This window comes from Burkholderia sp. BCC1996 (assembly GCF_905339955.1).
GTDB lineage: Bacteria > Pseudomonadota > Gammaproteobacteria > Burkholderiales > Burkholderiaceae > Burkholderia.
In genome coordinates this window covers 1-17,282 of the sequence record NZ_CAJPHM010000008.1, presented here as the reverse complement: position 1 = coordinate 17,282, position 17,282 = coordinate 1, and the positions used below count along the sequence as shown (strand labels likewise).

General features: G+C 66.1%; 15 protein-coding genes and 2 pseudogenes. 3 read left to right on the top strand and 14 right to left on the bottom strand.

What is annotated here, in order from left to right:
- Positions 1-86 precede the first annotated feature (86 nt).
- From aspS to U4Z64_RS13545, 11 genes are all read right to left on the bottom strand, one after another.
- Complete coding sequence (aspS, locus tag U4Z64_RS13595) at positions 87-1,889, bottom strand: aspartate--tRNA ligase (protein ID WP_044846832.1); 1,803 nt, start codon at positions 1,887-1,889, stop codon at positions 87-89.
- A gap of 67 nt (positions 1,890-1,956) precedes the next feature.
- A complete protein-coding gene (locus U4Z64_RS13590) occupies positions 1,957-2,607 on the bottom strand; it encodes a DUF502 domain-containing protein (protein ID WP_027785397.1) in 651 nt (216 codons plus the stop codon).
- A 61-nt stretch (positions 2,608-2,668) separates the two neighbouring features.
- On the bottom strand, positions 2,669-3,013 hold the full coding sequence (locus U4Z64_RS13585; protein ID WP_044846833.1) for an FmdB family zinc ribbon protein: 345 nt from the start codon (positions 3,011-3,013) through the stop codon (positions 2,669-2,671).
- Positions 3,014-3,108: 95 nt separating this feature from the next.
- Positions 3,109-3,735: an SAM-dependent methyltransferase gene (locus U4Z64_RS13580; protein ID WP_321820240.1), complete on the bottom strand. Its 627-nt coding sequence runs from the start codon at positions 3,733-3,735 to the stop codon at positions 3,109-3,111.
- 17 nt (positions 3,736-3,752) lie between these two features.
- Positions 3,753-5,330: a ubiquinone biosynthesis regulatory protein kinase UbiB gene (ubiB, locus tag U4Z64_RS13575; protein WP_044846835.1), complete on the bottom strand. Its 1,578-nt coding sequence runs from the start codon at positions 5,328-5,330 to the stop codon at positions 3,753-3,755.
- Positions 5,331-5,342: 12 nt separating this feature from the next.
- A complete protein-coding gene (locus U4Z64_RS13570; protein WP_044846836.1) occupies positions 5,343-5,969 on the bottom strand; it encodes an SCP2 domain-containing protein in 627 nt (208 codons plus the stop codon).
- Between the two features lie 163 nt (positions 5,970-6,132).
- Complete coding sequence (locus tag U4Z64_RS13565) at positions 6,133-7,167, bottom strand: Tim44 domain-containing protein (protein WP_321820239.1); 1,035 nt, start codon at positions 7,165-7,167, stop codon at positions 6,133-6,135.
- 41 nt (positions 7,168-7,208) lie between these two features.
- Complete coding sequence (ubiE, locus tag U4Z64_RS13560) at positions 7,209-7,940, bottom strand: bifunctional demethylmenaquinone methyltransferase/2-methoxy-6-polyprenyl-1,4-benzoquinol methylase UbiE (RefSeq protein ID WP_044846838.1); 732 nt, start codon at positions 7,938-7,940, stop codon at positions 7,209-7,211.
- A gap of 52 nt (positions 7,941-7,992) precedes the next feature.
- Complete coding sequence (locus tag U4Z64_RS13555; protein ID WP_124488601.1) at positions 7,993-8,406, bottom strand: gamma-butyrobetaine hydroxylase-like domain-containing protein; 414 nt, start codon at positions 8,404-8,406, stop codon at positions 7,993-7,995.
- Positions 8,403-8,846 carry an HIT family protein gene (locus U4Z64_RS13550; RefSeq protein ID WP_044846840.1) on the bottom strand — a complete coding sequence of 148 codons (444 nt, stop codon included), beginning with the start codon at positions 8,844-8,846 and terminating at the stop codon, positions 8,403-8,405. Before U4Z64_RS13550 ends, U4Z64_RS13555 begins: the two co-directional genes overlap by 4 nt.
- 85 nt (positions 8,847-8,931) lie before the next feature.
- Complete coding sequence (locus U4Z64_RS13545) at positions 8,932-12,957, bottom strand: DUF3683 domain-containing protein (protein WP_321820238.1); 4,026 nt, start codon at positions 12,955-12,957, stop codon at positions 8,932-8,934.
- Between U4Z64_RS13545 and U4Z64_RS37620 the strand changes: the two are divergent.
- The 3 genes and pseudogenes from U4Z64_RS37620 to queF all read left to right on the top strand — a co-directional run bounded on the left by U4Z64_RS37620 (position 12,943) and on the right by queF (position 15,899).
- Positions 12,943-13,392: pseudogene (locus U4Z64_RS37620) on the top strand (hypothetical protein). The gene U4Z64_RS13545 and the pseudogene U4Z64_RS37620 overlap by 15 nt on opposite strands.
- 140 nt (positions 13,393-13,532) lie before the next feature.
- Entirely contained in the window at positions 13,533-15,056 is a 1,524-nt protein-coding gene (gene ilvA, locus U4Z64_RS13540; protein ID WP_044848605.1) for a threonine ammonia-lyase, biosynthetic, read from the top strand.
- 12 nt (positions 15,057-15,068) lie between these two features.
- On the top strand, positions 15,069-15,899 hold the full coding sequence (gene queF, locus U4Z64_RS13535; RefSeq protein WP_044848604.1) for an NADPH-dependent 7-cyano-7-deazaguanine reductase QueF: 831 nt from the start codon (positions 15,069-15,071) through the stop codon (positions 15,897-15,899).
- A 72-nt stretch (positions 15,900-15,971) separates the two neighbouring features.
- On the opposite strand, the gene U4Z64_RS13530 is transcribed toward queF, so the two are convergent.
- The 3 genes and pseudogenes from U4Z64_RS13530 to U4Z64_RS13520 all read right to left on the bottom strand — a co-directional run.
- Positions 15,972-16,409 (bottom strand): hypothetical protein, encoded by a 438-nt coding sequence (locus U4Z64_RS13530; protein WP_321820237.1) that lies wholly within the window; start codon positions 16,407-16,409, stop codon positions 15,972-15,974.
- Positions 16,403-17,005 carry a peptidoglycan recognition family protein gene (locus U4Z64_RS13525; protein WP_321820236.1) on the bottom strand — a complete coding sequence of 201 codons (603 nt, stop codon included), beginning with the start codon at positions 17,003-17,005 and terminating at the stop codon, positions 16,403-16,405. The genes U4Z64_RS13530 and U4Z64_RS13525 overlap by 7 nt, the downstream gene beginning before the upstream one ends.
- Before the next feature lie 47 nt (positions 17,006-17,052).
- Positions 17,053-17,282: pseudogene (locus tag U4Z64_RS13520) on the bottom strand (DUF1493 family protein); the annotation flags it as partial.

Here is a 17,282-nt window from a genome sequence, read left to right as displayed (position 1 = left end):
ACCGCAAAAAACGAAAAAGGCGCACCAGGCGCCTTCTTCGTTGGGCGTCGTGCGCGCGTCGCCGCGCACACGATCGTTGACAAGCGTTACGCCTTCGGCTGTTCCGGCTGACGCAGACGGATGTGCAGTTCGCGCAGCTGACGCTCGTCGACCGGGCTCGGCGCCTGCGTGAGCAGATCCTGCGCACGCTGCGTCTTCGGGAACGCGATCACGTCGCGGATCGAGTCGGCACCGGCCATCATCGTGACGATGCGGTCGAGACCGAACGCGATACCGCCGTGCGGCGGCGCGCCGTACTGCAGCGCGTCGAGCAGGAAGCCGAACTTCAGTTGCGCTTCTTCCGCGCCGATCTTCAGCGCGCGGAACACCTTGCTCTGCACTTCCTCGCGGTGGATACGCACCGAGCCGCCGCCGATTTCCCAGCCGTTCAGCACCATGTCGTAGGCCTTCGCGAGGCAACGGCCCGGGTCGGTCTCGAGGTACTCGAGGTGTTCGTCCTTCGGGCTGGTGAACGGGTGGTGTGCCGCGACGTAGCGCGCGTCTTCGTCGTCGTATTCGAACATCGGGAAGTCGACGACCCACAGCGGCTTCCAGCCGGCCTGGACGAGACCGTTCGCCTTGCCGAATTCCGAATGGCCGATCTTCAGGCGCAGCGCGCCGAGGCTGTCGTTGACGACCTTCGCGCGGTCGGCCGCGAAGAAGATGATGTCGCCGTCTTCAGCGCCGGTGCGCTCGAGGATCGCCGCGATCGAGGCGTCGTGCAGGTTCTTGACGATCGGGCTTTGCAGGCCGTCGCGGCCCTTCGCCTTCTCGTTGACCTTGATCCACGCGAGGCCCTTCGCGCCGTAGATGCGCACGAATTCCGTGTAGCCGTCGATGTCGCCGCGCGACAGCTCGCCGCCCTTCGGAACGCGCAGCGCCGCGACACGGCCGTCCTTCGCGTTGGCCGGCGTGCTGAACACCTTGAAGTCGACGTCCTTCATCGCGTCGGTCAGCTCGGTGAATTCGAGCTGCACGCGCAGGTCCGGCTTGTCCGAACCGAAACGCGCCATCGCTTCCGAGTACGGCATCACCGGGAATTTCGCGTCGAGTTCGACGTCGATCGTCGTCTTGAAGATGTGACGGATCATGTCTTCGAACAGGTCACGAATTTCCTGCTCGCCGAGGAACGACGTCTCGCAGTCGATCTGCGTGAATTCCGGCTGACGATCGGCGCGGAGGTCCTCGTCGCGGAAGCACTTGGTGATCTGGTAGTAACGGTCGAAGTTCGCGACCATCAGCAGCTGCTTGAACAGCTGCGGCGACTGCGGCAGCGCGAAGAACTGGCCCGCGTTCACGCGCGACGGCACGAGGTAGTCGCGCGCGCCTTCCGGCGTGCTCTTTGTCAGCATCGGCGTTTCGATGTCGATGAAGCCCTGCTCGTCGAGGTACTTGCGCGCTTCGATTGCGACACGGTAGCGCAGGCGCAGGTTGTGCTGCATCTGCGGACGGCGCAGGTCAAGCACGCGGTGCGTGAGGCGCGTCGTTTCCGACAGGTTGTCGTCGTCGAGCTGGAACGGCGGCGTGACCGACGCGTTCAGCACGATCAGCTCATGACACAGCACTTCGATCTTGCCGCTCTTCAGGCCGGCGTTGACCGTGCCTTCCGGACGGTTGCGCACGAGACCCTTGATCTGCACGCAGAACTCGTTGCGCACGCCTTCGGCGGTCGCGAACATTTCCGCGCGATCGGGGTCGCACACCACCTGCACGAGGCCTTCACGATCGCGCAGGTCGATGAAGATCACACCGCCGTGATCGCGGCGGCGCTGCACCCAGCCGCACAGCGACACGGTTTGGCCCAGCAGGTGTTCGGTCACGAGACCGCAGTATTCAGTACGCATCGACATGATGTTTGCTTTCGTTCGGTTTGATCAACGGGCGCCGCAACGCGCGGCCCGGGCGATGATTCTTTACTTACAGCGGCGGCTCGACGGGACGGCGGGCGGGCGCCGGAGCCGGCGCCGAAGGCGCCACGACGCCCATCGAGACGATGTACTTGAGCGCGGCATCGACCGACATGTCGAGTTCGATGACTTCGCTCTTCGGCAGCATCAGGAAGAAGCCCGACGTCGGGTTCGGCGTCGTGGGCACGTACACGCTCACGTACTCTTCCGTCAGATGGTTGACCACGTCGCCGCCGGGCGCGCCGGTCAGAAACGCGATCGTATACGAGCCGCGGCGCGGGTATTCGATCAGGAGCGCCTTGCGGAACGCATTGCCGCTGCTCGACAGCAGCGTGTCCGACACCTGCTTGACGCTCGTGTAGATCGGCCCGACGACCGGGATGTGACGCACGACCGCGTTCCACCACGTGACGAGCTTCTGGCCGATGAAGTTCTGCGTGGCCAGCCCGACGACGAAGATGAACGCGAGCGTCAGCACCGCGCCGATCCCCGGCAGATGGAAGCCGAGCATCCGCTCCGGCTGCCACGATTCGGGCAGGAGCAGCAGCGTCTGATCCATCGTACCGATGATGAGGCCGAGCACCCACAGCGTGATCGCGAGCGGGACGAGAACCAGCAGGCCGGTCAGAAACACCGTTTTCAGGGTCGTCTTTTTCATCATCTGCCGTCAATGAACCGCGCCGGAAGCGCGGGTTGGTCGCGACCCGGCCGGGCCGCGACGGTCAACTGCCGGCGGCGGGCGCTGCGGCCGGGGCCGGCGCGGCGCTCGTCGTCGTACTTTCGGAACCCGACGCAGCGGGCGCGGCTGCCGCCGGCGCCGCGGCGGCCGGTGCTGCCGTGCCCGTGTCGCCGGACGCCGTCGCCGGCGCGCTGGTGCCGCCCGAGCCACCGCGGAAATCGGTGACATACCAGCCGGAGCCCTTCAGCTGGAAGCCGGCGGCGGTAACCTGCTTGCGAAAAGCATCCTTCCCGCATTCGGGGCACTGCGACAGCGGCGCGTCGCTCATCTTCTGGAGCACGTCCTTCGCGAAACCGCACGCTTCGCATCGATAGGCGTAGATCGGCATGATATTTTTCCCGCAGAAACTGGAAACGGCTTGCAAAACCTTGAATTATATCCGAAACCCCGGCGCACTCCGGCAACGGCCGCGACGCGCGGGCTTCAGCGACGGCGCCATGTGAGCCAGCGCTCGTTTCCGTCGAACACGGCCAGCGAATCGGTCACCGGCAGATCCTCGATCAGCTCGAAGTGCGGCGCGAGCAGCGCATCCAGTTCGGCCCGCTCGATGCCGAACGGCGGCCCCTTCGGTTTCTTCGTCACGAAGAAATACCCGGCCAGCAGCGCACCGGCGGGCAGCAGTTCGGCCATCCGCGTCGCGTAACGGGCGCGCAGGCTCGGCGGCAGCGCGCACAGGAACGCGCGCTCGTACACCCACTGCACGTCGAACGGCGGCCGGTACGTGAAGAAATCGGCCTGTTCGACGACGTCCGCGTGCGCGCCGAGCTGCGCCTTCGCGGCCGCCACCGCCTGCGCGGCGAAATCGATCGCGCGCACGGGCCAGCCGGCCTGCGCGAGCCAGCCGGCCTCCTGCGCACTGCCGCAGCCGGGGATCAGCACCGCGCACGGCTCGTGCCGCTGCGCAAACGCGCGAAACCCGTCCGGCACGCCGCCGAATTCCCACGGCGTCACGCCGCGTGCGAAACGCTCGTCCCAGAACGCGGCATTGCCGGGGTCGCGCGTCGCGAAATCGGCGGCGCTCGGCGCGGACGGTTGTTTCGGTTCGGACATCGCTCCGGCCCCTTCGGTCACGCGCCGTACGCGAGCGCAAGCAGCACGCGCGCGACGAGCGCCCCGACGCCGACGGCAAGACCGAAGATCAGCAATGCCTGCATCAGCCGGTTGGTCCGTTTCTGCTCGATGAGGATCTGGCGCATCAGGTCCTCGCTCGCCGCGCGCGGCGCATCGTGGCGCGCCGCCATCGCGTGGTGGATCAGCCGCGGCAGTTGCGGCAGCGTCTTGCTCCACTGCGGCGCCTCGACCTTGAAGCGCTCGTACCAGCCGCGCAGGCCGATCTGCTCGGTCATCCAGCGCTCGAGATACGGCTTCGCGGTCTTCCACAGGTCGAGTTCGGGATCGAGCGAACGGCCGAGCCCCTCGACATTCAGCATCGTCTTCTGCAGCAGCACGAGCTGCGGCTGGATCTCGACGTTGAAGCGGCGCGACGTCGAGAACAGGCGCATCAGCACCTGGCCGAGCGAGATGTCCTTCAGCGCGCGGTCGAAATACGGCTCGCACACCGCGCGGATCGCGCTTTCGAGCTCCTCGACGCGCGTCTCCGGCGGCACCCAGCCCGATTCGAGGTGCAGCGTCGCGACGCGGTGGTAATCGCGCTTGAAGAACGCGAGGAAGTTCTGCGCGAGGTAGTTCTTGTCGAAATCGGACAACGCGCCGACGATCCCGAAATCGAGCGCGATATAGCGGCCGAACGTGTTCGGATCGAGGCTCACCTGGATGTTGCCCGGGTGCATGTCCGCGTGAAAGAAACCGTCGCGGAACACCTGCGTGAAGAAGATCTCGACGCCTTCGCGCGCGAGCTTCTTGATGTCGACGCCGGCCGCGCGCAGCGTCTCGACCTGGCTGATCGGCACGCCGGTCATGCGCTCCATCACGAGCACCTGCGACGTCGAGAAATCCCAGAACATCTCGGGCACGAGCAGCAGGTCGAGGCCCGCGAAGTTGCGGCGCAGCTGGCTGCCGTTCGCGGCCTCGCGCATCAGGTCGAGCTCGTCGTGCAGGTACTTGTCGAATTCGGCGACGACTTCGCGCGGCTTCAGGCGCCGGCCGTCGGCCCACATGCGTTCCGTCCACGTCGCGATGTCGCGCATCAGCGCGAGGTCGGAATCGATCACCGGCAGCATGTTCGGGCGCAGCACCTTGACGGCGACGGCCTTGCCCGCGTGCACGCCCTGCTTCAGCTTCGCGAAGTGCACCTGCGCGATCGACGCGCTCGCGACCGGCTCGCGCTCGAATTCGTCGAACAGCTCGTCGACCGGCGCGCCGAGCGACTTCTCGATGATCGCGATCGCCACCGCGGAATCGAACGGCGGCACCTGGTCCTGCAGCTTCGCGAGTTCGTTCGCGAAATCGACCGACAGCAGGTCACGGCGCGTCGACAGCACCTGGCCGAACTTCACGAAGATCGGACCGAGGCTTTCGAGCGCGTGACGCAGCCGCACGGCGGGCGGATCGGAAAAGCGGCGGCCGATCGTCGTGATCCGCAGCAGCAGCTTCACGCGCCGGTCGTCGATCCGGGACAGCATCACTTCGTCGAGGCCAAAGCGGATGACGGTGTAGACAATCTTGATGAAACGGAAAATGCGCATGCCCTGCGGCCCTCAGTGCGCGCCGCGCGGGCCGGAGCCCGTGCGCGCGCCGATTTTTTGTTCGAGTCGCTCGACCCGCTTTTCGACCCGCGCGAGCGCATCGCGCGCCCGCGCCAGTTCGGCGTCGAAGCCGCCGAGCACCGTGCGTCGGACGACTTGCGGATTCTCGTCGAGCAAGTACTCGGCGACGGAATCGAGCACGTTGCGGCCGGTGCGGCGCGCGCGCGCGCCGGCGTCGCGCACGACCGTCGCGATCCGGTACGCCGCCGCGTCGCCGACCAGCTTCGCGAGATCTTCCTCAGGTTCCCAGCGCAGGTGCTCGGCCAGCTTCGCGATCTGGGTCGCGAACTCGGCGTCGCCCTCGATCTTCACGTGCTTCATCACGGCCGCCTGGCCGCCCTGCAGGAATGCGGCGACCGTGTCGCCCGCGAGCGCGATCGACACGTCGACGTGTTGCGCATCGTGCGCTTCCACCGCGGACAGGTAGCCGTCGGGCTGCACGAGCAGCGTGAGCGTGACGGGCGGCACGTCGAGCCGGGCGGTCTTGCCCGCGTAGGGGATCAGGCGATCGCGCGCCCACGATTCGCGCGCGAGCAGGTGATTGACAGCAGCAGCAAAAGGCTTGGCGGCAAAGGTCATCGGGCTGGGAAAGAAAAAACCCGCGCAGGCCGGGCGCCCACGCGGGTTTCTATTGTAACGTCGGATCGTCGGCAGCCCGCGGCCAACCGCACACCCGGGCGGCAAGCGGTCGCAGTGCGGCGGCCGTCGCCCGGCCAGCCGGCAAGCCGGCCGCCGGTCACGCTCAGTGCGTGTTGATCTGCTGGATACCCGCGAGCAGCCAGCCCTGGCTGCCCGACTTCGACAGGTTCCACACCTCGTCGAACGGCGCCGCCGACGCATTCACCGATTCGCGGATCAGCCCGTGGAAACGCACGCTCGCCGACTGCTCGATGCCGCGATCCTCGATCGCGACCAGTTCCGCGTCGAGCTGCACGACATCGGTCTGGTTCGCCTCGTTGCCGCGCGAATCGAGGTCGATCTTGATCTCGGCGAACATTTCCGGCGTCGTGAACTCGCGGATGTCGGCCAGGTTGCCCTGGTCCCACGCCGCCTGCAGGCGCACGAAGTAGACCTTCGCGCTGCGCAGGAACGCTTCGGTGTCGAAGCCGGCCGGCACCTGCAGCGGTGCGGCCGCCATCGCGCCCGCCGCGCCCGCGGCCGCTGCGCCGCCGCCGAACACGCCCTGCGCTTCGTTCGCATAGCTGCTGCCGCTGCCGGCATAGTTGCCGCCGGTGCTGCCTTGCTGGAACGACGGGCTCTGCGAGTAGCCGCCCGACGACGAGGCCGAGCCGCCCACCGAGTACGCCGGTTCCTGCGGGCGGCGACGGTTCATGAACTTGCGGATCAGCCAGATGCCGACCATCGCCAGCAGCGCGATCACGATGACGTTCGCCATCATGCTCGCGAACGCGCCGCCGAGGCCGAAGTGCGACAGCAGCGCCGCGATGCCGAGGCCGGCCGCGAGGCCGGCGATCGGCCCGAGCCAGCGCGAGCGGTTCGGCTGCGCGGCCGGTGCCGGTGCGGCCGGGTTCGCGCGCTGCGCCTGCGCCGGCGCGGCCTGCTGCATCGGCTGCTGCGCGGGCGGCGTGGCCTGGCGCTGCGTGACGGTGGAACTCTGGCGGCCGATGCTGCGCCCGCCGCCCATACGCCTGGCTTCGGCGTCGAGCGATGCGAACGTGCCGGCCGTGAGCAGGCCGACCATCAGCAGCGCGCCGACCCGTCGAGCCCACGGCTTCGACGGCTTGCTACGGTTGAACAACGAACGCGATTCGGACATCAGCTTCTCCAGATGTAAGGCGAATGTATGGGAAGAACCCCTTAGTACTTGGTTCCTAGGTGTAAAGCTACCACGCCACCTGACAAATTGTAATATTTGACGGCGTCGAGGCCCGCTTGTTCCATCATCGTCTTCAGCGTGTCCTGATCGGGGTGCATCCGGATAGATTCAGCAAGATACCGATAACTTTCAGCATCTTTCGCGAACTTGTCGCCAAGCCACGGTAATACTTTGAAAGAATACAGATCGTACGCTTTTTTCAGCGGATCCCAGACTTTCGAGAATTCCAGCACCATCACGCGGCCGCCCGGCTTCGCGACGCGGCGCATCTCGGCCAGCGCCGCATCCTTGTGCGTCATGTTGCGCAGCCCGAACGCGACCGTGACCACATCGAAGTAGTTGTCCGGAAAGGGGATTTTCTCGGCGTCGCACAGCAGCGACGGCGTCACGATGCCCTTGTCGAGCAGCCGGTCGCGGCCCACGCGCAGCATCGATTCGTTGATGTCGGTGTGCCAGACTTCGCCGGTCGGCCCGGCCGCCTTCGCGAACGCCTTGGTCAGGTCGCCGGTGCCGGCCGCGATGTCGAGCACCTTGAAGCCGGGGCGCACGTTCGCCTGCGCGATCGTGAACGCCTTCCACGCGCGGTGCATGCCGGCCGACATCAGGTCGTTCATCAGATCGTAGTTGCTCGCGACCGAATGGAACACGCCCGCCACTTTCTTCGCTTTTTCGGTTTCCTCGACGCTTTCGAAGCCGAAGTGGGTTTTGCTCATCGCGTTGATCCTCAGTAAATGGCAAGACGGCGCCGAGCGGGCGCCGTCGATTTCAGTGGCAGTGGCCGTGCGGCGCGGGGGCCGCCGGCATCGGCGCGTCACGCTCGACGCCCGCCGCCTGCAGTTTGTCGAAATAGTCGCGCCACAGCGCGTCCTGCTGCGTCGCCAGTTCGTACAGCAGATCCCACGAGTAGATGCCGGTCGAATGACCGTCCGAGAACGTCGGCTGCAGCGCGTAGTTGCCCACGCCCTCGAGCGCGGTGATCGTCACCTCGCGCTTGCCGGTCTGCAGCGTCTCCTGACCCGGCCCGTGGCCGCGCACCTCGGCCGACGGCGAATAGACGCGCATCAGCTCGAACGGAATCCGGTAATTTTCGCCGTTCGGGTACTGCAATTCGAGCACGCGCGACACCGCGTGCACGACGACGCCGGACGGAATCGGCGTCGTGGAAGTCAAACCGCTCATGGCTGCCTCGAATCGGTCATGCGTTGAATTTCCTCGCGCACCGCATTGTGCAGCAGCGAGGCCTGCGCCGCGCGCGTGCGCAGCAGCGCCTCGGACACGCTGCGCTGGCGCGGCGCCCACACGGGCTGCGGAAAATGGGCGTCGTTGGAGAAGCGCGGGATCACGTGCCAGTGCACGTGCGGCACCATGTTGCCGAGGCTCGCGAGATTCACCTTGTTCGGCTGCATCACGCGGCGCACGGCGCGCTCCACCGCGTACACCACGCGCATCAGATGTGCCCGCTCGGGCTCGCCGAGATCGGAAAACTCGGCCACGTGCGTGCCCCAGATCACCCGGCAGAAGCCAGGGTAATCGTGCTCGCCCGTCGCGAGCACGACGCGCAGCGCATCGTCCTGCCAGAGCACCTCGCCGCCGTCTTCACGGCAAAACACGCATTCCATCGTCGCTCCCATGTGGACGGGCGCCGGCGCATCTGCGCCGGCGCCCGCTCATTCCTGGCCCGCCCGGGCGGTCGTCATGCCCGCATTAGACCAGCACGCGCTCGATCCCGCCATTGTTCGCGTGTGCGACATAGTCGGCCATCCAGTTCTCGCCGAGCACCTGGCGCGCGATCTCGACCACGATGTAGTCGGCCTCGAGGTTCGCATCCTCGTTGTAGCGCGACAGGCCCTGCAGGCACGACGGGCAGCTCGTCAGGATCTTCACGTCCGGGCCGTTCGCGCTCGCGGCGGCCGGCGCCGGCGCGTTGCCGGCCACGACCGGGATGCTGCGCAGCTTCGCGGCGCCCTTGCGGATTTCCTCTTCCTTGCGGAAGCGGACCTGCGTCGAGATGTCCGGACGCGTGACCGCCAGCGTGCCCGACTCACCGCAGCAGCGCTCGTTCTTCTCGATCTTGTAGCCGTCCTTCTCCGCGCCCATCAGCTCGTTGACGAGCTTCACCGGGTCCATCGTCTTGATCGGCGTGTGGCACGGGTCGTGATACATGTAGCGCGTGCCCGTCACGCCGTCGAGCTTCATCCCCTTCTCGAGCAGGAACTCGTGGATGTCGATGATCCGGCAGCCCGGGAAGATCTTGTCGAATTCGTAGCCTGCGAGCTGGTCGTAGCAGGTGCCGCACGACACGACCACCGTCTTGATGTCGAGGTAGTTCAGCGTGTTCGCGACCCGGTGGAACAGCACGCGGTTGTCGGTGACGATCTTCTCGGCCTTGTCGTACTGGCCCGAGCCGCGCTGCGGATAACCGCAGCACAGGTAGCCCGGCGGCAGCACGGTCTGCACGCCCGCTTCCCACAGCATCGCCTGCGTCGCGAGGCCGACCTGCGAGAACAGGCGCTCCGAGCCGCAGCCGGGGAAGTAGAACACCGCTTCCGAATCGACGGTCGTCGACTTCGGGTTGCGGATGATCGGCACGATCTTGTTGTCCTCGATGTCGAGCAGCGCGCGCGCCGTCTTCTTCGGCAGGTTGCCCGGCATCTTCTTGTTGACGAAGTGGATCACCTGCTCGACCACGGGCGGCTTGCCGACCGTCGCCGGCGGGTGCTGCGTCTGCTTCGTCACGACCTTCTTCAGCATGTCGTTCGCGAAGCGCTGCACCTTGTAGCCGACGCCCATCATCACGCCGCGCGCGGCGTTGATCGTCTGCGGATTGGTCGCGTTCAGGAAGAACATGCCCGCCGCGTTGCCGGCGTTGAACTTCTTCTTGCCCATCTTGCGCAACAGGTTGCGCATGTTCATCGTGACGTCGCCGAAGTCGATCTTCACCGGGCACGGCGTCGCGCACTTGTGGCACACCGTGCAGTGGTCGGCCACGTCGTTGAACTCGTCCCAGTGCTTGATCGACACGCCGCGGCGCGTCTGCTCCTCGTACAGGAACGCCTCGACCAGCAGCGAGGTCGCGAGGATCTTGTTGCGCGGGCTGTACAGCAGGTTCGCGCGCGGCACGTGGGTCGCGCACACCGGCTTGCACTTGCCGCAGCGCAGGCAGTCCTTCACCGAATCGGCGATCGCGCCGATGTCGGACTGCTGCATGATCAGCGACTCGTAGCCCATCAGCCCGAAGCTCGGCGTGTACGCGTTGCGCAGGTCGGCGCCGTCGAGCAGCTTGCCCTTGTTGAAGCGGCCGTTCGGGTCGACGCGCTGCTTGTACGCGCGGAATTCGGCGATCTCGTCGTCGGTCAGGAACTCGAGCTTCGTGATGCCGATCCCGTGTTCGCCGGAGATCACGCCGTCGAGCGAGCGCGCCAGCGTCATGATGCGTGCGACCGACGCGTGCGCGTCCTGCAGCATCTCGTAGTTGTCGGAGTTGACCGGGATGTTGGTGTGGACGTTGCCGTCGCCCGCATGCATGTGCAGCGCGACGAACACGCGACCGCGCAGCACCTGCTTGTGGATCGCCTGCGCTTCGTCGAGGATCTGCTTGAACGCGCCGCCGTTGAAGATCGCGCGCAGCTCCGCGCGAATCTCCTGCTTCCACGAGATGCGCACCGTGCGGTCCTGCGTGACGTGGAATACGGTCGCGCCCGGCTGCTCGTCCGCGCGATCGGCGAACTTCTCGGCAAGCGCCTCGTAGCCGAGCTGCACGAGGTAGTGCTGCGCCTCGCGCAGCGGCTGGTCGAGCCGGTCGCGCACGAATTCCCAGCGTGCGCGCACGCGCTTGAGCAGCTCCAGCGCCTGCTGCACGCGATCCTCGAGCAGCTCGGCGCTCGGGATCTCGTTCGCGTCGTCGGTCTTGCCGAGCGGCAGGTTGCCGGCGCGGAAGAACGCCTCCAGCGCGTCGACCAGCTGCAGCTTGTTCTTCAGCGACAGCTCGATGTTGATCCGCTCGATGCCGTCGGTGTACTCGCCCATCCGGTTCAGCGGGATCACGACGTCTTCGTTGATCTTGAACGCGTTGGTGTGCTTCGCGATCGCGGCCGTGCGGCTGCGGTCGAGCCAGAAGCGCTTGCGCGCCTCCGCGCTGATCGCGACGAAGCCTTCGCCGCTCTTGCCGTTCGCCATCCGGATCACTTCGGACGTCGCGTGCGCGACCGCGTCGGCGTCATCGCCGACGATGTCGCCGATCAGCACCATCTTGGGGAATGCGTTGCGCTTGCTCTTGGTCGCGTAGCCGACCGCGCGCAGGTAGCGCTCGTCGAGGTGCTCGAGGCCCGCGAGGATCGCGCCGCCCTGCTTCGACGTTTCGAACAGGTAGTCCTTGATCTCGACGATGCTCGGGATCGCCTCGCGCGCCTGGCCGAAGAATTCGAGACAGACGGTGCGCGTGTGCGCGGGCATCTTGTGCAGCACCCAGCGCGCGGACGTGATCAGCCCGTCGCAGCCTTCCTTCTGCACGCCCGGCAGGCCGGCGAGGAACTTGTCGGTCACGTCCTTGCCGAGGCCTTCCTTGCGGAACCGGCGGCCTTCGATCTCGAGCATCTCGGTCTTCAGCAGCTTCTCGCCCGGCGCGTACGCGCCGTCGAACCACTTCAGCTCGAACCGCGCGACCGCGATGTCGTGGATCTTGCCCTGGTTGTGCTCGTGGCGCGTGACTTCGAGCCAGTTGCCGTCCGGGTCGACCATCCGCCACCAGGCCAGGTTGTCGAGCGCGGTGCCCCACAGCACGGCCTTCTTGCCGCCGGCGTTCATCGCGACGTTGCCGCCGATGCACGATGCGTCGAGCGAGGTCGGGTCGACCGCGAACACGTAGCCGGCCGCCTCCGCCGCTTCCGTCACGCGACGCGTGACGACGCCCGCGCCGGAGAAGATCGTCGGCACCTTGTGCGCGACGCCCGGCAGTTCGGTCAGCTCGACCGCGCCGAGCTGTTCGAGCTTCTCGGTGTTGATCACCGCGGAGAACGGCGTGAGCGGCACCGCGCCGCCCGTGTAGCCGGTGCCGCCGCCACGCGGGATCACAGTCAGGCCAAGCTCGAAGCAGGCCTTGATCAGGCCCGCGATCTCGGCTTCGGTATCGGGGGTCAGCACGACGAACGGGTATTCGACGCGCCAGTCGGTCGCGTCGGTCACGTGCGACACGCGCGACAGCCCGTCGAAACGGATGTTGTCCTTCTGCGTGCAGCGGCCGAGCGCCTTGGTCGCGCGGCGGCGCAGGTCGGCCATCTTGTCGAATTCGTCGGCGAACTCGTCGACCGCGCGCTGCGCGGCGGCCTCGAGCATCTCGACGCGCTCGGCGCGTTCGCGGCCCGCGTCGTCGTGGTGCGCGGTCAGGTCGGCGCGGCGGCGCTTGCCGATCTCGGTCAGGCGGTGGTTCAGCGCCTCGATCAGCAGCGCGCGGCGCTTCGGGTTGTCGAGCAGGTCGTCCTGCAGGTACGGGTTGCGGCGCACGACCCAGATATCGCCGAGCACCTCATACAGCATCCGTGCCGAGCGGCCCGTGCGGCGTTCGGCGCGCAGTTCGTCGAGCACCGACCACGCCTCCGCGCCGAGCAGGCGGATCACGATCTCGCGGTCGGAGAAGGACGTGTAGTTGTAGGGAATCTCGCGCAGACGGGGCGCGGGGTCGGCGGCGACGGCGGCGGCCGCGCCATGCGGATCGAAAACTTGTGGTGCGTTCATGTTCGGACGACTCGGAGGGCCGATACACCGTGCAGGGGCGTCGGCAAGCGCGTGGGCGCAATCTTGGGGAAATCTGTTCTGTTGCCAGGCGTGCGACTAACTCGCATGGGGCCGGAACGGGACTGAACTCACCGTTCCCGACGGGTGGGGCCTGGCGGCACTCGGAGCCATCAGCACGATCGCGCGCGGCGCGCATGCCGCTCCGCCGCGGGGCTGGCTGCGCGCGGCGTCGGCTTCAACGGGGCGATCCGAGGGTGCCTCTGCATCTTCCGATCCTTGATTCAAAACGGAATTCTAACCCATGATCGGGCCACGCGTGACACGCCGGACAGGTCGTGGGGCTATCGCCGCAAGCCGCGCCGGGCTTGGCTCGGCACGTTTTCGCGCCGGAATTCGCCGTCCGTCCGGTCGGTAACCATGCGGTTAAACCGGTAAAAAGGGACGCCTCATGCGGCCAACACGCCCGCCGGCGCGGTTCCGCGACCGTGCGCTCGGCATGCCGCTTGCGTGCGGACCGACCCTTGGCGCTATCATTGATCCTTTACCGTCTGCTTCCGCACTGCACGCGAGCGCCCATGGCATCCCACGATTACCTGAAGAAAATCCTCACCGCGCGCGTCTACGACGTCGCGCTCGAGACGGAACTCGAACCTGCCCGCAACCTGTCGGCCCGGCTGCACAACCCCGTTTACCTGAAGCGCGAGGACAACCAGCCGGTGTTCTCGTTCAAGCTGCGCGGCGCGTACAACAAGATGGCGCACATTCCGGCCGACGCGCTCGCGCGCGGCGTGATCACGGCATCGGCCGGCAATCATGCGCAGGGCGTCGCGTTCTCGGCGGCCCGGATGGGCGTGAAGGCCGTGATCGTCGTGCCGGTCACGACGCCGCAGGTGAAAGTCGATGCGGTACGCGCGCACGGCGGCCCGAGCGTCGAGGTGATCCAGGCGGGCGAGTCGTACAGCGATGCATACGCGCACGCGGTCAAGGTGCAGGCGGAGCGCGACCTCACGTTCGTCCACCCGTTCGACGATCCGTACGTGATCGCCGGCCAGGGCACGATCGCGATGGAAATCCTGCGTCAGCACCAGGGTCCGATTCACGCGATCTTCGTGCCGATCGGCGGCGGCGGGCTCGCGTCCGGCGTGGCGGCCTACGTCAAGGCGGTGCGGCCGGAGATCAAGGTGTTCGGCGTGCAGGCCGAGGATTCGTGCGCGATGGCGCAGTCGCTGCAGAAGGGCGAGCGCGTCGAACTGAGCGAGGTCGGCCTGTTCGCGGACGGCACGGCGGTAAAGCTCGTCGGCGAGGAAACCTTCCGGCTGTGCCGCGAATTCCTCGACGGCGTGCTGACGGTCGACACCGACGCGCTGTGCGCGGCGATCAAGGACGTATTCCAGGATACGCGCAGCGTGCTCGAGCCGTCCGGCGCGCTCGCGGTCGCGGGCGCGAAACAGTATGCGGAGCGCGAAGGCATCGAGAACCAGACGCTCGTCGCGGTCACGTCCGGCGCGAACATGAACTTCGACCGGATGCGCTTCGTCGCCGAACGCGCGGAAGTCGGCGAGGCGCGCGAAGCCGTGTTCGCCGTCACGATCCCCGAGGAGCGCGGCAGCTTCAAGCGCTTCTGCTCGCTCGTCGGCGATCGCAACGTGACCGAGTTCAACTACCGGATCGCCGATGCGCAGTCCGCGCACATCTTCGTCGGCGTGCAGATCAAGCGGCGCGGCGAGTCGGAGGAGATCGCCGCGAACTTCGAGTCGCACGGCTTCAAGACCGTCGACCTCACGCACGACGAGCTGTCGAAGGAACATATCCGCTACATGGTGGGCGGCCGCTCGCCGCTCGCGCTCGAAGAGCGCCTGTTCCGCTTCGAATTCCCGGAACGGCCGGGCGCGCTGATGAAGTTCCTGTCGTCGATGGCGCCGGACTGGAACATCAGCCTGTTCCACTACCGCAACCAGGGCGCGGACTACAGCTCGATCCTCGTCGGCCTGCAGGTGCCGCAGGCCGATCGCGCCGAGTTCGAACGCTTCCTCGCGGCGCTCGGCTATCCGTATGTCGAGGAGAGCGCCAATCCGGCGTACCGCCTCTTCCTGTCGTAAAGGCTTCGTGCAATGAATCCCGAACATTCCCCGCTCGGCAAGGCGACCGTCTACGCAGCGCAGTACGACGCGTCGCTGCTGTTCCCGATCCCGCGCGCCGGGGCGCGCGAGCAGCTCGGCATCACGTCGGCGCTGCCGTTCTTCGGCACCGACATCTGGAACGCGTACGAACTGTCGTGGCTCAACGCGCGCGGCAAGCCGCAGCTCGCGGTCGCGACGTTCTACGTGCCGGCCGAATCGCCGAACATCGTCGAATCGAAGTCGTTCAAGCTGTATCTCGGCTCGTTCGCGCAATCGAAATTCGACTCGCTCGACGCGGTGCGCGACGTGCTGAAGCGCGACGTGTCGGCCGCGTGCGGCGCGAGCGTGTCGGTGCAGCTGGTGTCGCCGCACGATTTCGGCAAGCTCGAGATGGAGGAGCTCGACGGACTGTCGCTCGACCGGCTCGACCTCGACACCGACGTGTACGAACCCGATCCGTCGCTGCTGTCGGCCGCCGACGCCGAGGACGAAGCGCCGGTCGAGGAAACGCTCGTGTCCGACCTGCTGCGCTCGAACTGCCCGGTCACCGGCCAGCCCGACTGGGGCAGCGTGCAGATTCACTACGTCGGGCCGCAGATCGATCACGCAGGGCTGCTGCGCTACATCATCTCGTTCCGCAATCACACGGGCTTTCACGAGCAGTGCGTCGAGCGGATCTTCCTCGACATCCTGCATGCGTGCAAACCGGTGAAGCTCGCGGTGTATGCGCGCTACACGCGGCGCGGCGGGCTCGACATCAATCCGTTCCGCACGAATTACAACCAGCCGATGCCGGACAACGCGCGGACGGCGCGGCAGTGAATCGGTGAATGAGTGGCGTTGGCGGGCATTCGCGGAGCGCCAACATCGCCTGCTTGCGGGACAAGCACCTCTCTAATTCGGTGTGAACACGTTGGCTCGGCACTTCGGACAATACAGGTAGATGGTTCGACCGTCGGGCATGGAAATGAAGCCGCGTCTTGCCTGGTCTATCTGCCATTTCGCCGTGCCACCCTCCGCGAGACGTGCGTTGCCTTCGGCATAGCAATTCGCGGCGTCCAGATCATGGCCGTACGTCCGTTCCGTTACACGGCGCGCACGCTTGAAAAACGCGCTGACATCCGCCGGCTGAAGCACGAACGTACGACACATGTCTGCCGTTTCGTCCCCGCTGATGTCGGCCGACCACGCGCCGTTCCTCACGATTTCGACCGACCCTGGCCCGACAACGGGTACAGCCCCGCGGGGCGCCCCTCTATCGGACAGCGCGCCCGCAACCGCACCGTGGCTCAGCAACAGCGCCCACATCAGAATTGCGATCCGAATCACCATTGCACCCTCGCCGCCTCCGTCCGGTTCTTCCGCGATACTGTCGGGTGGCGAAAAACCTCTGTCATCGGAACGTTCAGCGTGACCGAAAGTTCATGGATGAGCCATCGAAGCGAGTCATTCTGCGCTTCCGGCGCCGCGTCGTAGGTTCGTCGGTCGGGGTTGGGTTCATTGAGCGGTAGCGCTTCGCCGACCAATTCCACGCCGATGCTGTCTGTATTGGAAGGGTAACGGTCCGGGACCGCCTTGCGCATCTCCCGCTGGTTTTCGCCACGTGGGTCAAAACGGCGAAGTTGCTCCAGTTCGACTGGCGTGCAACGCATTTCGGCAACACAACGCGCCTTGATTCGGCCAACATGCCAAGTCTGCTTCTTCAAAGATGCCGTCTGGTAAATCGTTCCATCTTTTTCTATCAAGAAATGCGCGCCGTTGGCAGACGCAGTCTGATAGCTATTGAGCGCGGAAGCCGCCGTTGGACCACCCGTTTGATGGACGATAATCCCGCTAATCCGCTGCATCGCACCGCGCTCGATCTGAACTTTTCTGGCCCGCACAACGTGCGGACTAACCACCATCCCATTGGCATCAATCGACAACATCCAATACCCCGCTGTTTGATTACGTCAGATCGCCGCAAACTTTCCACCTACCCCAGCCATGCTCGACTGCTCGCTCGGCTCAGTCGCCCGGCATCCCATTTTCGTTCAAGCGCTGCGCGGTGCAGCATCGCCAGCGTGATCGATTCCCGTTTGAGATCGTGCGGTTTCCGAAGCACCCATCGCCGGAACAACGAATAGAGCCCCGCCTCGCCTTCCATCAGGAAATACCGGTGAAAATCGAAGTTGCCGGCATCGATGGAAAAGCGCTCAAAAAAAT

Bases quoted from the DNA above. Each gene is read 5' to 3' on its own strand.
- U4Z64_RS13555 (WP_124488601.1), bottom strand. From the start codon at position 8,406: ATGAGCGGTTTGACTTCCACGACGCCGATTCCGTCCGGCGTCGTCGTG.
- U4Z64_RS13580 (WP_321820240.1), bottom strand. From the start codon at position 3,735: ATGTCCGAACCGAAACAACCGTCCGCGCCGAGCGCCGCCGATTTCGCG.
- queF (WP_044848604.1), top strand. From the start codon at position 15,069: ATGAATCCCGAACATTCCCCGCTCGGCAAGGCGACCGTCTACGCAGCG.
- ubiB (WP_044846835.1), bottom strand. From the start codon at position 5,330: ATGCGCATTTTCCGTTTCATCAAGATTGTCTACACCGTCATCCGCTTT.
- U4Z64_RS13530 (WP_321820237.1), bottom strand. From the start codon at position 16,409: ATGGTGATTCGGATCGCAATTCTGATGTGGGCGCTGTTGCTGAGCCAC.
- U4Z64_RS13565 (WP_321820239.1), bottom strand. From the start codon at position 7,167: ATGTCCGAATCGCGTTCGTTGTTCAACCGTAGCAAGCCGTCGAAGCCG.
- aspS (WP_044846832.1), bottom strand. From the start codon at position 1,889: ATGTCGATGCGTACTGAATACTGCGGTCTCGTGACCGAACACCTGCTG.
- U4Z64_RS13585 (WP_044846833.1), bottom strand. From the start codon at position 3,013: ATGCCGATCTACGCCTATCGATGCGAAGCGTGCGGTTTCGCGAAGGAC.
- U4Z64_RS13545 (WP_321820238.1), bottom strand. From the start codon at position 12,957: ATGAACGCACCACAAGTTTTCGATCCGCATGGCGCGGCCGCCGCCGTC.
- U4Z64_RS13525 (WP_321820236.1), bottom strand. From the start codon at position 17,005: ATGTTGTCGATTGATGCCAATGGGATGGTGGTTAGTCCGCACGTTGTG.
- ilvA (WP_044848605.1), top strand. From the start codon at position 13,533: ATGGCATCCCACGATTACCTGAAGAAAATCCTCACCGCGCGCGTCTAC.
- U4Z64_RS13550 (WP_044846840.1), bottom strand. From the start codon at position 8,846: ATGGAATGCGTGTTTTGCCGTGAAGACGGCGGCGAGGTGCTCTGGCAG.
- U4Z64_RS13570 (WP_044846836.1), bottom strand. From the start codon at position 5,969: ATGACCTTTGCCGCCAAGCCTTTTGCTGCTGCTGTCAATCACCTGCTC.
- U4Z64_RS13590 (WP_027785397.1), bottom strand. From the start codon at position 2,607: ATGATGAAAAAGACGACCCTGAAAACGGTGTTTCTGACCGGCCTGCTG.
- ubiE (WP_044846838.1), bottom strand. From the start codon at position 7,940: ATGAGCAAAACCCACTTCGGCTTCGAAAGCGTCGAGGAAACCGAAAAA.